Here is a 15,502-nt window from a genome sequence, read left to right as displayed (position 1 = left end):
GCGCTCTTTATATAGAAGGAGGCTTAAGCTCGTTTGTTCAGCAACTCTTGTAATTGTTTTACGGAGAACTCCCTGACTGGATAAGCTTTCGTGCTATTTTGATGATTAATGATGAAATGTGTAGAACCGGAAACTTTGATGCGGAACTTCCAATGCGGGCGACCCGAACTATTTAAAACGTATTTATCCGAAGGCATCATTTCACGGATAAAACGATCAAGGTCGGCGACCAATAATTTATCAAAAAATCGCACGACTAAAAAACCTTTGTATTGCTTTTCCTGGTAGCGATCGACATTGACCTTACTCAAATCAAACCAATTGTGCTGGTTTTGAGCAGAAGGCGACAACACAAACAATCGATCCTTCAGGAAAACCGCCGTATTGGAATACTGCCTCAAGTTTAAGTCTTGTGTGAGCACATGCTTATTCACGCTCATAGAATTTTGCTTATCCGTCATTTCGAGTGCCCCTTTCTCATAGGGGTAGATATCCCCTCATAAAACGCGTAGATTATAACTAGATGGAAGATATTAGTTTAGATCCAATTATAATTGAACTTCAATTAAATGTAACTAAAGGAATATAATGATTAGAGATGAATACGTAGAAAAGTGAGGAGACATCCATGAAGAAAAACATCCATGTAGTAGGAGCAGTCATCACAGACAACGATAAAATTCTTTGCGCACAGCGAGGAACGGAAAAAGCCTTACCTGGACTATGGGAGTTCCCAGGTGGCAAGATCGAACAAAACGAGTCCCCGCAACAAGCCTTGCAGCGCGAGATTCAAGAAGAAATGCATTGCGAAATCGAGATCGGCGAACAAGTAGAACACACCGTCCACGAATACGAATTCGGCATTGTGCATTTAACAACGTTTTACTGCACGCTTCTAAAAGGTGAACCGGTTTTAACGGAACATATTGCTATCAAATGGTTGGAATCGGACGAATTAGAACAATTGGAGTGGGCGCCAGCCGACATTCCAGCGATTGAAAAAATTGCACGGACCTTTGTGAATCAAAACTAAGAAGAAAACGAATGGTGGTTGACGATGAATCTACTGCAGAATTTACAGGAGTCTTTATACAAAGGGTTTATCGATCAGACCCAACACAGTGGAGAGCGGTTTAAGCCGACTTTACTTGTTAACAATACAAACGAAAATGTATTAAATGCCCTTCTTGAAGAGCTCGATCACTGTCAGTCGTTTCTTTTCTCCGTTGCTTTTGTAACGGAAAGTGGTTTGGCTACACTGAAATCGCATTTTTTAGACCTAGAGCGAAAAGGGATTAAAGGGCGTATTCTGACATCGACGTTTCTTAACTTTAACCAACCCAAAGTTTTTAAAGAGCTGTTGAAAATTACGAATGTCGAAGTCCGACTAGCCAATAAAAAAGGATTCCACTCAAAAGGATATATCTTTAATCATGAAACGCATCATTCCTTAATTGTGGGCAGCTCCAATCTAACGGCTAACGCATTAAAGGTAAATTACGAGTGGAACGTGAAATTAACTTCACTTGAAAATGGAGAAATCGTTAATCATTTTAATGATCAATTTGAAGATGTCTGGTCCACTTCCGTTCCACTGACAGAAGAGTGGATCGAGCACTATGCATCTTACTACGTGCCGCCTGCAAATAATCGTGAAGTAAGCGTAGTAACAGACTTTCCGGCAGTGTATCAAACAAACGCCATTGAAGAAGCGCTGAAAGTCACGCCAAACAAAATGCAGCAAGCGGCTCTTCAAGAAATTCAATTGGTGCGAGAAGCGGGTCATGATAAAGGCTTGGTCATTTCAGCAACAGGGACCGGAAAAACGTACTTGTCGGCATTTGATGTTCGTAGCTTTGCGCCAAAACGAATGTTGTTTATCGTTCACCGCGAACAAATACTACAAAAAGCAAAGTCTGATTTTCTTCAAATTTTAGGCGGAGCAGAAGAGGACTTTGGTATTTTATCGGGATCTTCGAGACAAACGGATGCACGTTATTTATTCGCAACCATTCAAACCATTTCAAAAGAAGAGACACTTCAACAATTTGATCCTGAAGCGTTTGATTATATTTTAATCGACGAAGTACATAAAGCAGGAGCGAAGTCGTACCAGAAAGTCATTGACTACTTCCAACCCCAATTTCTTATGGGTATGACTGCGACACCCGAGCGCACAGACGACTTCAATATTTACGAACTGTTTGATTACAACATCGCTTATGAGATCCGTTTACAAGAAGCGCTTGAAGAAGACATGCTGTGCCCGTTTCATTACTTTGGAGTAACTGATATCGAGTACGAAGAAGGTGTCATCGATGAAACAACGGCTTTTTCAAAACTTGTCACCGAAGAACGAGTAGAACACATCCTCCAAAAAATTCACTATTACGGGCATTCGGGGGATGACGTCAGAGGCTTGATGTTCTGTAGCAGAAAAGACGAAGCGGAAAAGCTGTCGGTGGAGTTGAATAAAAGAGGGCTTCGAACAGTAGCCTTAACAGGTGATCATTCGCAAGAGGAGCGAATTCGCCAGGTCGATCGTTTAGAGAACGGGTTGCTCGATTATATATTAACTGTCGATATTTTTAATGAAGGAATTGATATTCCAAGCGTCAACCAAGTGGTAATGCTGCGACAAACGCAATCGAGCATTATTTTTATCCAGCAGTTGGGTCGAGGGCTTCGTAAGCATGGGTCCAAAGAATTCGTAACGATCATCGATTTTATCGGGAATTACAAAAACAATTACCTCATTCCCGTCGCGTTATCCGGTGACCGCTCTCAAAACAAAGACAATATCCGCCGGCATATGAAAGACACCAGTTACATCAAAGGCGTTTCGACCGTCAACTTTGAAGAAATCGCCAAGAACCGCGTCTTTAATGCGATCAAGCGCAGTAACTTAACGGATATAAAACTACTGCGAGATGCCTATAACGAACTCAAGAATCGAATTGGCGAAGTTCCAAAGCTGCAAGATTTCATTATTCACAATTCGCTAGATCCACTCGTCATTGTACAAAAATACGTGAACTACTACCGCTTCCTCTTAAAGTTAAAAGAAATCGAACCGGTTCTTTCCACTTACGAAGACCAAGTGATCACGATGCTTTCGCAAGAAATTTTAAACGGTAAGCGGAAACATGAAGTGCTGTTACTCCAATTGCTTTTGAATGAAGGAAGCATTTCTAAAGAGAGATATTTCGAAGAGCTAGAACTTCAAGGATGTACCACCAATAAAGATACCTTTAAATCAGTGGAGCGCATTTTGAATCTATCGTTTTACACCGAAGCTACACAGAAAAAGTATGGAAACAAACCGCTTATCTTATTTGAATCAGAAGATACTTTATCTTTTAATGCGGAAATTAAAGAACGCTTAAACGCTAATCCAAGTTTTAAAGCCATGCTACTGGATATTGTAAACAGTGCAGCTCTCCTTAGTGAACAATATTCCTGTGAAAAGCCTTTAACATTGTACAAAAAATACACGCGAAAAGATGCGTGCCGCTTATTAAATTGGTTAAATGACGAAAGCTCGACTATTTATGGCTATAAAACAAAACATGGCACTTGCCCCATTTTTGTCACTTACCATAAGCATGACGAAGTCGAATCGAGTGTCGCCTATACCGAAGGCTTTATCAATCCAGAAGTATTTAAATGGTCGACCAGAAGTAACCGAACACTAGATTCTGAAGAAGTCATCAAGATCATCAATGCCAAAGAACAAGGTATCGATCTTCATTTATTCGTGAAAAAAGACGACGATGAAGGCGGGGACTTCTATTACTTAGGGGAAGTTGTTCCGGATAAGAACATGATTGAGCAAAGTACAATGGAAGATAAGAATGGGAAAGAGATACCTGTGGTGCATATGAACATGGTTTTGGAGAAAGCTTTGCAAAGTAAGTTGTATCATTACATTACAAGTGAAGAAAACTAAATGTTTTCTAGAAGAATAGTTAAAGACGCCTCCTCATGAAAATTAGTTACTTGCGGAAGTATTCATATTTGAAAAATCAATATTTTGAGTGATAAATCAAGATAATAAAATAAGTGTAAACATAAAATGGCTTCTTCACAAATTGCTAAGAAAAAATCCTAAGTACTCAACATTTGAGCGCTCAGGATTTTTTCTAATATTAAGTTGTAATTTAAACTAATCTTCCCAAAGCTCGTCCATCAATTCCTCAATCTCTTTCCGCCGCTTCTCCGTCTCGTCCTTCAAAATGGTTACCTGTTCACCTTTGATTTCGACAAAGTCTCCAGGCTCAGCATTCTGAGGAAAGATTTTTTTCTTGAAATCCCGGGTCACTCCATTTACCTCGACGACGACTATATCTTCCTCGAATCGGTCAATGATTCCTTTGATGGTCTCCATGTTCATTTCACCGTAGCGACCGTGATCTTGGTCCCTGTCGACGTGAAGATGATGTTACCCTTCTGGTCGGTCCGGTAGACAGTGGCCTTATACGGCTTGTAGCGGTTCAGCACGTCCGCGGTCGGATGGCCATAAGCATTCTTGCCGACACTGATGACGGCGTACTTCGGCTTCACCACTTTCAGGAAATCCGCATTGGAAGAGGTCTTTGCCCCGTGGTGGCCAACTTTGATGACATCCGCCAGGAGTGTCTGCTTCGCCTTCACCATGTCCGTTTCGGACGCCTTCTCCGCATCACCTGTGAACAGGAACTTGTTCTTGTTGTATGTCACGTGCAGCACCGCACTCCAGTTGTTCAGGTCGGTCTTGCCGTACTCACGCGTCGGCCCGACGAATTTCGCCGTCACGGTCTTTAAGGGTAGCTTGACGCCGACCTTGGCGGTCTTGATGGTCAGCTTCTCCGCCTTCACAGCTTTCAAGAAGTTTGCGTAGGCATCGGTTGTGTGCGCCACTTTCGGAGCGTAGACCGATTCCACCTTGTACGCCTTCAGCACTTCGTCCAGGCCGCCAAGATGGTCGGCATCCGGATGCGTGGCGATCATGATCTCGATGTCGTCCACTTTCTGCTTCTTCAGGTAGGCGATGACCTCATCGCCTTGTCCCTGGCGTCCGCCGTCGATCAGGACGTCTTCACCGCCCGGCATTTTGATGTAGGTCGCGTCGCCCTGTCCGACATTGATGAAATGCACCTTCATCGTGGGCGTGGCAGCGGAGGTGGACGGCACGGACACGAGCCCGGCCAATAGGAACACGGACGTAAGAATGCTTAGGGTCTTCTTCAGTGGGATCTCCTTCTTTCCTGTAAGTTATTTACATTCATCATAAGCGCTAGTCCCCCAAACGGCAATCTATTTTTTCCTGTTTTGCAGGATTGTTCGTGGGCCTTTGGTGGTATAGAATTAGAACTAGTGTTCTCGTTTGAGGGAGGGAAGGGCATGACAAGTCAAGCAGGGAAGGAACGTACCATCGCGTGTCTGGACATGCGCAGTTTCTATGCGAGCTGTGCGGCGGTCGAGGCCGGGCTGGATCCGCTGGAAGCGTATATCGCCGTCGTCGGCAACCAGGAACGCAAGGGCAGCGTCGTGCTTGCGGCCTCCCCGCGGATGAAGCAGGAGTTCGGAGTGCGCACTGGCACCCGGCTGTTCGAAATCCCGGGCGATTCGCGGATCCGGCTCCTGGAGCCGAAGATGGGCTTCTTTCTGAAGGTGTCGATGGCCATCACGGACCTATTGGCGGAATTCGTGCCGAAGGACTGCATCCACGTCTACAGCGTCGACGAGAGCTTCATCGACTTCACCCGTGTGGAGAGCTTCTGGGGCGGGGCGGAGGCGCTCATCCGCCATATCCAGGACGCCCTTGTCCGCCAATTCGGGCTGCCGTCTGCGGTCGGGGTGGGGCCGAATATGCTGCTGGCGAAGCTCGCACTCGATTTGGAGGCGAAGAAGACCGGCTTCGCCCGATGGGCATATGACGACGTGCCGAAGAAGCTGTGGCCGGTCGAGCCACTCAGCAAGATGTGGGGCATCGGCTCCCGCACCGAACAGACCTTGAACGGCATGGGCATCTTCTCAGTCGGCGACTTGGCCTGCACGGATGTCGCAAAACTGGAAGGCCGCTTCGGCATCATGGGCCATCAGCTCTATCAGCACGCCAATGGCATCGACCTGTCGGAACTCGGTGCGCCGCTCATCGAAGGGCAGGTCAGCTACGGCAAAGGGCAGATCCTTTACCGAGACTACACCGAAGTGGGAGACATCCTGACCATCATCCTGGAGATGTGCGAGGACGTGGCGATGCGGGCACGGATGGCCGGTCGGGCGGGGCGGACCATCCAGCTGGGGATTGGCTACAGCAAGACGTCGTTCGGTGGTGGCTTCTCCCGCTCACGCTCCATCGAGGAAGCGACGAACGAGACGCTGCAGATGTATCGGGTCTGCCAGGAACTGTTCCGGGAGCATTACCTCGGCAAACCGGTCCGCCAGATTTCCCTGTCCCTCAGCAACCTGGAGGAGGAGTCGTCGATGCAGCTGAGCCTGTTCGAAGCGCGGAAATGGGAGAACCGGAAGCTTGGGGCAGCGATGGACCAGATCCGGAACCGGTACGGCTATTCGGCCATCTACCGGGCGGTGTCCGGAACCGAAGCCGGAACCGCGATTGCCCGGACGCGCTTGATTGGCGGGCATCAAAGATAAAAAATGAGCTCTAGTTATATAAAAAGAAAGATGGCATGATTCTTTAATTTTAGATTCTTTTTTTTAGACATCATTAAAGCATTTTCGTTAATGGATTTTTCAAGGAAAATTTCAAGAATAGTATTTGATAAATGGATTATTTCTTTTGGCTTTCCATTGAAAAATAGATTAGCAATAGCATTTATACAAGAATTGGAGATTAAAATAATACCAGTAACTATAACCACTATAGAAATTACATCTTGGGTGCGTTCTGGATAAATCCGAATAACTGAACCACATAAAAAAATTGTTACAGTAAGCACCATAGCTAAATAAGGGAACAGATTATAGGATTTTAAATTTTTCTCTCCTTTCTGCCTTAAAATTAACGCGAATTCTTTATATTGACTTGAATGATTAAATCTCAAAGTATGTTTTAAATAATCTAAGATCTATCTTTTTATTTTAGGAGCAACTTTTAGAGAATGCTTTTTAGAAATGTTGTCCATTTCTCTGTTGAGAGTGTTCATTACGAATAGTAATCGTAATGAAATAAGAAACGACCAAAATTCTGGATTGAAAAAAGTAGAATACATAAAATGAGAAGAGAAAATAAAACGAGAAATGTCTGAATAACTAAGTTTTTCTCATACAGCTTGATTCCTCTTACCATGTTATCTTTAAAATATGTATCAAAAAAAGTATCGATCATTATTTGCTCACCTTTCGTTCTGTAATAGTTTTATATACGTTCAAAATGCTCGTTAAGCTTCAAAAATAAAGAATTTTTTCAATGTCTTTTAATTAATTCAAAGACAGACAATAAAAGATCACCGAGACTTATTCAAGGGGTTATACGTGGAGGCTTATTATAAGTAATTGGAATTTTTAGATCGTAGATAAATACTGGTAGCCGTTTTATTTTTTAATTATGGTTTTCCCCATTTGTATATTAAAAAATCAAATGAACTTTTTTAATATTTATGTACAGATAAAAAATGGAAATAAATGCATTTTCAAATATAGTAGAGTGTTATAATTTAAGGCAATAAATTATTTTTGGGAGGCATATAATGAATGATACTTTGAACACTCAAAAAGAAAATTACAAAGCTTGGGTCACAGAAAATTTAGGTGAAAAAACAGGTATATGGTACGCGCCGTATCTTGAAAAACTTGGACACCTTTTAAAGAAGTATGGGTTAGCCAGCGGCTATAAAGAAAACTTTTTTGAATATCAAACATATCAAGAGTTTAAAAATGTTTATCAACAAATGACGGAACAAAGTGATGAGGATATTGAGAAGTATGTAAGTGGTAAAGGTACACCGCGATATCCCGAAAAGTATGGTACTGAAAGGGTCCAATTTAGAATAAAAATTGCGGAAGATGAATTCAATCGTGGTGTAAGAAGTAAGTCTGATAACTTGGGTGGAATACCTGATTGGGGCGTATTAATGCGCTCCTATTTAATATTCTTATACTATGATGAAAATCCAACATTAATTTATCCCAAAAAAGAGAAGAAAATTAAAGGTCAGGAAGGTGAAATTGACAAGAGTATTAATTATTGGGTGATCTCTCCAGGTGAAAATTCTAGATTATGGGACCAGTTCCTCGTGAAAAATATGATTGCACTTGGTTGGGACTATTTAGGGGATTTGAAAACCTATGATTCAAAGGAAGCTGTCGAACGTAAAATGACAGAACAAAGGTCGGATGGAGTGCGCCCTACTAATGATACAAAAGCTGTATGGGATTTCTATCATGAAATAAAACCTGGGGATACTATATATGTAAAAGAAGGAGTTAAAAAGATTTTAGCGCGCGGAATTGTTATGGGAGATTATTACTTCGATAATGAAGCATCAGAGTTTAAACATAGAAGGAAAGTGGAATGGCAGCAAGTTGGAAAGTGGGAAATTAATCAGACTTTTGCTCAAAAAACATTAACATGTCTTAATTCCTATCCAATTCTTATTCAAGAGATTGATCAAGTTATGAATGAAGGTTTTATTGACTCAAAAGATACAGAAGTAAATGAATTTCGAATTTGGTTATCCAATCAAGTTACGGATACAGGAGCTAGCTTGAATGATAAAACAATTAAGCAAAAAATAAATGCACTTAAGGATATAGAGCACCATTTTGGCGTTTCAATTTTTAATGAAACAGATATTGAACAATTAAAACAATTGAAAGATATTGTTGTAGCTGATGAAATCTACAAAAAATATAAAGGAGTATCAGGTAGTTCAATTGATTACTACATTCGTTTTATTAAATCCAAACCTACTGTACAGGAAAATGAACCATATACAATGGTTGAATTTCTCTCGGAAGTTTTTATTGAGAAGAATGATCTTAAGCGTCTAATTTCGTTGCTTGAAAATAAGAAGAATCTTATTTTTAAAGGTGCACCGGGTGTAGGCAAAACATTTATTGCCAAACGATTAGCTCATGTAATGATGGGAGAAAAAGATGAAACACGTATTCAGATGGTTCAGTTTCATCAAAGCTATAGTTATGAGGACTTTATCGAAGGATTTCGTCCAAAAGCTGAAGGGGAAGGTTTTGAACTGAAACAAGGTCCATTTGTGAATTTTGCTAGAACAGCAGCTCGAGATCCCGAACGAGATTACTTTTTTATAATCGATGAAATTAATCGTGGGAACATGAGTAAGATATTTGGAGAACTAATGATGCTCATCGAAACCGATAAGCGAAACGTGCAAATCAATCTGCTTTATTCTAATGATAAATTTTCTGTGCCGCCGAATTTATACATTATTGGTATGATGAATACAGCAGATAGAAGCCTAGCTTTATTGGACTACGCACTTAGAAGAAGATTTTCATTTTTTGAAATTAAACCGGCTTTCCAAAATGATACATTCATGTCATATGTGAACGAATTAGATAACCCAGAAGCTTTAAATCGTATCATTAAAGAAATTAATAGCTTAAATAATCAAATTACTGAAGAGCTAGGGACAGGCTTTCAAATTGGGCATAGCTACTTTGTAGGTGATGCTTTTAAAGTAGATACTGTAAATCGTATAGAGGAAGTAATTGAATATGAAATTGTTCCACAGCTATTCGAGTATTGGTTTGATAATGAACAGAAGGCAAATGATTGGGCTGTACGACTAAGAGGTTGTTACAATGGAGAGAAATAGTAATATTCCAATTCGCAATATATACTATATGCTTTCTTATGCCTACCAAACATTAAATCTTTCCGAGTATAAAGACGTCGGAACAGAAGATTTTGAGAACGTCAAAGAGATTTACGCAGAGATTTTATCGATTGGTATACCTGTTTTGTTACGCGGGGGATTAAGTAAAGATTATATAAGTGTTGAAGAGACTTCCAATGTGATTAAAGGGAAAATTGATATCAATTCCACCATAAAGAAAAATACATTAATAAATAAGAAAGTTTCTGTGGTTTATGATGAGTTCTCTGAAAATATATTGGTGAATCAAATTATTAAAGCAACACTTGTTTACCTATCGCGCTCAAATAAAATAAGTAGAAAAATGCGTAGGTTGTTTTATGGTTTTCTACCTTATTTTACAGAGGTAACAGATGTAGAGTTAGAATTAAAATTATGGAGAAACGTTAGATACAACCGACAAAACATTCGCTATCAATTTATTGTGGATGTATGTAGGTTTCTTTATGAACAACTATTACTCGATGAAAGTTCTACATCTCAGATAATGAAAGAGCTGCAAGACGAACAAAGATTGTCATCCTTATATGAAAAGTTCATTTATGCATTTTTCAAAAGCGAAACAAATTTTAAAGTATCCCGTTCTCAAATTCAATGGAATGTTGATGATGGCTTCACAGAAGCATTACCGATTATGCAAACAGATCTTATACTTCAAAAAGGTAATAAAACATTGATTGTGGATGCGAAATTTTATTCGGAGAATATGGTGTCAAGGTTTGAAGGGGGAGCTGCAAAACAGAAGTCCGCCAATCTTTATCAAATATTTACATATATAAATAATTGGGAAATAGGGTCGGATGAAACAGTTGCAGGTATGTTGCTTTACGCGAAAACAACCGCATTAAATCAACCTAATCATATTTATCACATTAAAGGTAATCAAGTTTTTGTGGTATCTCTTGATTTACAACAGGATTTTGTAGGAATAAAGGAAAGCTTGTTAGCACTTGCTAATCAATTTTTTGTATAGTTTTACAAATTAGCTTTATCCAAAAAACGAAAAATCCTTCGAATTACTTGGAGGATTTTTCTATTGTTACTCATTCAAATTTTATAAAAATAAAACGTCCTGTCAAATTTAAAATGAAATTAATGAAAGAGAAAACCTAGATTTAAGAATAATCTCACATAGTATTTATCATAAGTGATAGAAAAGCTGAAGTTTGACATGATCCTATAGAAGAGCTCTATTGCATGCTTTCTACAAATTTTTGCAGCTGGAAGAATTAATGTCTTCTTTTTGTAACTTGTTATGAAAAGAAGCGAGAAGCCTTGATGAACTAGATGGTGCTATACAAACTCGTTGATTTTTCCGTTTGGTCATAATCGTATGTTAAGTTAATAGAGGAATGTCTTTAATAATTATAGAAGTAGAAAAAGACTGCTTAAGTGAGCAGTCTTTTGAGTATTGTGGCTGAGTATGCGACATACCAGTTCTTATAATGCTTTGTTAGAAATAGAAAAGGTAAAAGCCCTTATATTTAATTTGGCACGCCGGAAGCGCTACACTACATATTTTTAATATTGATGAGTTGATAAATTCTTGAACAAATCTACTATCTTGTCGTGGTGCTCAGCTTTCTCTTCAGTTACATTTGCAAGAGTCGTAGCGATATCGTGTAGCATTGATTTTGCTTGCTCTTCTGTTAAATTTTTAATAGGTGCATCTAAAGTACCTTGCCAGCTCATCCCCATATTTTCACTCCTTTCTTACTTACAGTATTCTCGTGAAAAGTAAATGTTCCTTCAAATAAAAGAAAATGCTTAAAAATGGAATTAATATTAATTGCTTATTCTTAATTGTATGAAAGTGGTAATTAAATGATATGATATGATTAGAAATCCGTATTTAAAGAAGCAATATAAATGGAGGGAAAAAATTGTTAAATTTAAATTTAAGAAGTGAATTTCAAAGCAGAATTCTAAAAGGTACAGCGATAGATTTTAATAAAGAAGTAAACAAAAGTGCAAAAGAATTTTTAGAAATGACTTATCCATCTAATGATTTAATTAAAACAATAGAATCAATAAATCTTAGGGAAGCACGTCCAGTCGTTCTTATTGGAGAAAGAGGGCAAGGGAAATCTCACTTACTAACTACTCTTTATCATTCATTTGCCAATTCAGAGACAACAAAAACCTGGTTGGATAATTGGGCGGTTAAGCTTCAACGACCAGAACTGGCACAGATCCAGTTACGGCCGGAAATGCACGTGATTGCTGAAAGTTTACATTGGCAAAATTATAAATTTTTATGGGATTTAATCTTAGATCGCCATCCATATGGACAGTTTATTAAAGGCAAATGGGAAGGACAGGAAGAAAGAAAAACGGATGTACTAGGTCGTGACCTCTTACTTGAGATGTTTAAAAAGCAACCTACAGCTATAATTTTAGATGAATTTCAAACTTGGTATGATGGATTAACTAATACAAAACAATATCCTCGAAGACAATGGGCGTTTAATTTTATACAAACGTTAGCTGAAATAGCCGAAGAGCATCCCGACTTATTAGTTTTGGTTGTTTCAGTTCGAAATGGTCAGTCAGACGCGTATCAACAAATTCATAGAAACAACCCTGTTATTGTAGATTTTAAAGGTCAATATGTGAAAAGAGATCGGAAAAAATTATTATTACACAGGTTGTTCGAAAATAGATCGCAGATTTCTGAGAAAGAAATAAGTGACTTTATTAATGTTCATGTAAATGAGTATTATCGGTTATTTCAAGTACCAGAGTTAGAAAAAGAGACTTTAAAACAAGATTTCTTAGATTCATGGCCATTTTCTCCAAATTTATTAAACCTTTTAGAAGATCAAATACTGATTTCTACGGATGCACAAGAAACACGTGACTTAATTAAAATTTTAGCGAACTTGTTTAAACAAAGAAGTAAAGAATTCCGATTAATAACAGCTGCTGGATTTTCAATTGAAGAAGATGCTTCTGGTGTTACAGCATTTTTAGATTCTGTTAGTAATGAATATTACAAAACTTTAAGGGGGAAAGCACAAAGAAATTTAAGTGCAGTTAAAGAAGCAGTGAAACAAAAAGATCACATTCCCCATGTAGCAGACATTTTGAGTTCTTTATGGATTCGTTCATTAGCAATTGATAAATTTGCAGGAGCTGAGAGAGCTGTTTTACAAATGGATATTACACAAGATAGAGCTATAGACGATAACAACTTTATAATTGAAATGGATAATATCATCAACAATAGCTTTAATATTCATGAAGTAGGTAGCAAACTGATTTTTAAAGAAGAAGAAAATCCGCAGGCAAAACTCCTCGCTTTTGCTCGGAATAATAAGCTTTTTCAAGATGGATCAGATATTGATCAATTAGCAAAAGAAGTAAGGTATGTAATTGGTGGGGCCGAAGATATCACGCCTAAGTACAAAGTAGTTGTTTTAAGAGATAATTGGTTTTTAAATCCTTGGGAATCTCTTGAGGAAAATGATCATCCTTCAAGATGGGATAACAGAATCCCCATAATTGTTATTCCGGAATACATTGAAAAAATAGATGAAACACTTGGGAAGTGGTTGAAGGAACATATAGCGGTTAAAAGGAACACTATTCGTTTTCTGTTACCTCAGCAAGGGCAAGGAAATATTTACAGAGATGATGAGTTGCTTATAAATGCCCGCACTGTTTTAAAAGCAAATGAATGGATGAGCAGCGAACCAGTTTATCGAGGTATACATAAACAATACCAAGATAAGCTGCGCCTTATGTTAAACTCTTTATTCAATCGCTTTGCCATATTAGATATTTGGAGTTATAACGACGTAAAACAGTGTGAGTTTCATTTAGAGGCTCATCAAGCTAAAGGAAAAGATATCCCAGAAGCAATTGACTTTTTTATTCGTCAATCTATTTTTGAACCTGAGGATTTTGATGAATTAGTATTAGCTGTTGCAGAAAATAAAGATTCAGTAGGCAAATTGTTGAAAGACTTACAGGAACCGAGGCCGGGTGGGCAAGAATGTATTCCTTGGCTAGGGGAAACAGAAATTAAAGAAAAACTAATTCGGTTGTGTGCAGAAGGTAAAATTGGAATTGATATAAGAGGAATGGAACAACTTATTCTTCATTTAGGAGAAAGTGAAGATGAAGCATGGCATAGAATGAAAGGGAAATTGGGAACAGGTAGCTATTTAGACCAAACACATCTAATGCTGCCTTCAGCGTTCCCAACTAATTCTTTTATAGATAAACAGAAAGAAGATAGTGAAGCTGGTCCGGAAGCAGATTTTACAGAGTCAACATCGACTAATGGAATTAACACAGGAAGTACTGCAACCAATACTGAAACTAGTGGAATTAATCCTAAGAATGATGAAACAAATATTGGGAACGGAACTAATATATATGGCGGGCAAAATGGAGATGGAAATATATTTAATCCTCCTGTTCTTAGAAATGGAAAAGTTAAGCAACTTAGTACAGAACCTACTTCTGCACTAAACTTAATTGGAAAGATAGAAGGATGGGGTATTAATACTGGAACACCAATAAAAAATATCTCTTTAAACATTACAGCGTTAACTGGTGCGCAATTACAGCAACTATTACGCGTCTTACCAGATGGAGTTACTTATGGACTGGATTTGGAAAAGGAGGAACGTTCGTGATAGATAAAGAGCTTTTAAATAGCATGCTTTTAGGAACAGATCAAAGAGCTTGGGAAGCAATTGAAGAAACGTTATTTAATGTTTTTACTCCGCCATTTGAGCAATCTCCTGTACAGGAAATTCTTAAACGTGAAGGTAAGATTAGTGGACTAGAGGCGCTAATTGCAGGTGCGGGATGGGATTTATGGCACAGTTTTGAAACAAATGTTTCGAAAACATCTGAGCTATTGATTAAATTCTGGGAAGAAAACCATGATGGAAAAGCAGTCTTTATTATTGATGGTTTGTCTTTAAGAGAAATGCCGTTTTTTCTCACCGAAAGTCAAAAGCGTGGCTATACGATTCATCAATCTAAAATTACTGCTTCTGCCCTTCCAAGTGATACTACTTATTTCGCAAAAAAATTGGGATTTTCTCAGAGGTCTTCTCTCGAAAATAATAGTGCTGGATTGAATCATTTTTTTACAGGAGCAAAAACTGAACTCTCCGATATGCCTTGGAAAGACTGTATATCACTAATTGGCAATGATCCAAATCTGATTTTTTGGCATACTGCATTTGATGACCGGATCCATGAATATAAAGTACCCGGCAAAGGACTAAGAGAATTGAGTTTAAAAAGCTCCGAATACTTTACTTCAGAAGGATTTTGGGAATTAATAGAAAAAGCTTCATTAGGTAGGAGAGTGATCATTACAAGTGATCATGGATATGCATCTACTGGCGAGTTTACAAATATAAGTGGAGAACAAGGGGATTATTTGAAAGAAACTTATAAAAGTCAAAGATATACGAAAAATAAAGAAAGAAGGCCAATGAAGTCAATACCGCCTATTGAAATACAGATGGAAAATAGTCAAGGATTGTTCTCCTATGTGCTGGGAAGAAGAAGATGGAAGAACTCAGGTGGCTATCCTACATTAGCGCATGGAGGATTATCATTAATGGAAACCATGGTACCGTTTATTGAAATAACAAAGTGACCACTAGATTGAG

General features: G+C 38.7%; 11 protein-coding genes. 7 read left to right on the top strand and 4 right to left on the bottom strand.

All coding sequences use genetic code 11. The annotated features are described in order from the left end of the window. Nucleotides 1–23 precede the first annotated feature (23 nt). Nucleotides 24–461: a hypothetical protein gene (locus BLQ32_RS01900; protein WP_074508879.1), complete on the bottom strand. Its 438-nt coding sequence runs from the start codon at nt 459–461 to the stop codon at nt 24–26. Nucleotides 462–628: 167 nt separating this feature from the next. On the opposite strand from BLQ32_RS01900, the gene BLQ32_RS01895 reads away from it, so the two are divergent. Then, entirely contained in the window at nt 629–1,033 is a 405-nt protein-coding gene (locus BLQ32_RS01895) for a (deoxy)nucleoside triphosphate pyrophosphohydrolase (protein ID WP_074508878.1), read from the top strand. Between the two features lie 24 nt (nt 1,034–1,057). Beyond that, nucleotides 1,058–3,949: a DEAD/DEAH box helicase gene (locus BLQ32_RS01890; RefSeq protein WP_074508877.1), complete on the top strand. Its 2,892-nt coding sequence runs from the start codon at nt 1,058–1,060 to the stop codon at nt 3,947–3,949. A gap of 216 nt (nt 3,950–4,165) precedes the next feature. On the opposite strand, the gene BLQ32_RS01885 is transcribed toward BLQ32_RS01890, so the two are convergent. Together BLQ32_RS01885 and BLQ32_RS01880 are read right to left on the bottom strand one after the other, a co-directional pair. Continuing rightward, a complete protein-coding gene (locus BLQ32_RS01885) occupies nt 4,166–4,387 on the bottom strand; it encodes a DUF3006 domain-containing protein (protein WP_074508876.1) in 222 nt (73 codons plus the stop codon). 2 nt (nt 4,388–4,389) lie between these two features. Next, nucleotides 4,390–5,229, bottom strand: a complete 840-nt coding sequence (locus BLQ32_RS01880; RefSeq protein WP_074508875.1) for a ComEC/Rec2 family competence protein — start codon at nt 5,227–5,229, stop codon at nt 4,390–4,392. Between the two features lie 153 nt (nt 5,230–5,382). Between BLQ32_RS01880 and BLQ32_RS01875 the strand changes: the two genes are divergently transcribed. The 3 genes from BLQ32_RS01875 to BLQ32_RS01855 all read left to right on the top strand — a co-directional run bounded on the left by BLQ32_RS01875 (nt 5,383) and on the right by BLQ32_RS01855 (nt 10,833). After that, nucleotides 5,383–6,639, top strand: coding sequence for a Y-family DNA polymerase (locus BLQ32_RS01875; RefSeq protein ID WP_074508874.1), 1,257 nt, complete (start codon nt 5,383–5,385; stop codon nt 6,637–6,639). A 1,055-nt stretch (nt 6,640–7,694) separates the two neighbouring features. Next, on the top strand, nt 7,695–9,800 hold the full coding sequence (locus tag BLQ32_RS19940; RefSeq protein WP_217629829.1) for an AAA family ATPase: 2,106 nt from the start codon (nt 7,695–7,697) through the stop codon (nt 9,798–9,800). Further along, entirely contained in the window at nt 9,787–10,833 is a 1,047-nt protein-coding gene (locus BLQ32_RS01855) for a 5-methylcytosine restriction system specificity protein McrC (protein WP_074508871.1), read from the top strand. The genes BLQ32_RS19940 and BLQ32_RS01855 overlap by 14 nt, the downstream gene beginning before the upstream one ends. Before the next feature lie 548 nt (nt 10,834–11,381). On the opposite strand, the gene BLQ32_RS19760 is transcribed toward BLQ32_RS01855, so the two are convergent. Beyond that, nucleotides 11,382–11,558: a hypothetical protein gene (locus BLQ32_RS19760; RefSeq protein ID WP_175557055.1), complete on the bottom strand. Its 177-nt coding sequence runs from the start codon at nt 11,556–11,558 to the stop codon at nt 11,382–11,384. 185 nt (nt 11,559–11,743) lie between these two features. Here BLQ32_RS19760 and BLQ32_RS01850 point away from each other — a divergent pair, with 185 nt between their 5' ends. Further along, a complete protein-coding gene (locus BLQ32_RS01850) occupies nt 11,744–14,506 on the top strand; it encodes an ATP-binding protein (RefSeq protein WP_074508870.1) in 2,763 nt (920 codons plus the stop codon). Continuing rightward, on the top strand, nt 14,503–15,489 hold the full coding sequence (locus BLQ32_RS01845) for a hypothetical protein (RefSeq protein ID WP_083335243.1): 987 nt from the start codon (nt 14,503–14,505) through the stop codon (nt 15,487–15,489). Before BLQ32_RS01850 ends, BLQ32_RS01845 begins: the two co-directional genes overlap by 4 nt. Nucleotides 15,490–15,502 lie beyond the last annotated feature (13 nt).

It is taken from the genome of Planococcus glaciei, from assembly GCF_900099655.1.
Classification (GTDB): Bacteria; Bacillota; Bacilli; order Bacillales_A; family Planococcaceae; genus Planococcus; species Planococcus glaciei.
This window is presented reverse-complemented; position numbering and strand designations above follow the sequence as displayed.

Coding starts and splice junctions, on each gene's coding strand:
- BLQ32_RS01900 (WP_074508879.1), bottom strand. CDS start 461: ATGACGGATAAGCAAAATTCTATGAGCGTGAATAAGCATGTGCTCACA.
- BLQ32_RS01895 (WP_074508878.1), top strand. CDS start 629: ATGAAGAAAAACATCCATGTAGTAGGAGCAGTCATCACAGACAACGAT.
- BLQ32_RS01885 (WP_074508876.1), bottom strand. CDS start 4,387: ATGGAGACCATCAAAGGAATCATTGACCGATTCGAGGAAGATATAGTC.
- BLQ32_RS01875 (WP_074508874.1), top strand. CDS start 5,383: ATGACAAGTCAAGCAGGGAAGGAACGTACCATCGCGTGTCTGGACATG.
- BLQ32_RS01890 (WP_074508877.1), top strand. CDS start 1,058: ATGAATCTACTGCAGAATTTACAGGAGTCTTTATACAAAGGGTTTATC.
- BLQ32_RS01855 (WP_074508871.1), top strand. CDS start 9,787: ATGGAGAGAAATAGTAATATTCCAATTCGCAATATATACTATATGCTT.
- BLQ32_RS19760 (WP_175557055.1), bottom strand. CDS start 11,558: ATGGGGATGAGCTGGCAAGGTACTTTAGATGCACCTATTAAAAATTTA.
- BLQ32_RS19940 (WP_217629829.1), top strand. CDS start 7,695: ATGAATGATACTTTGAACACTCAAAAAGAAAATTACAAAGCTTGGGTC.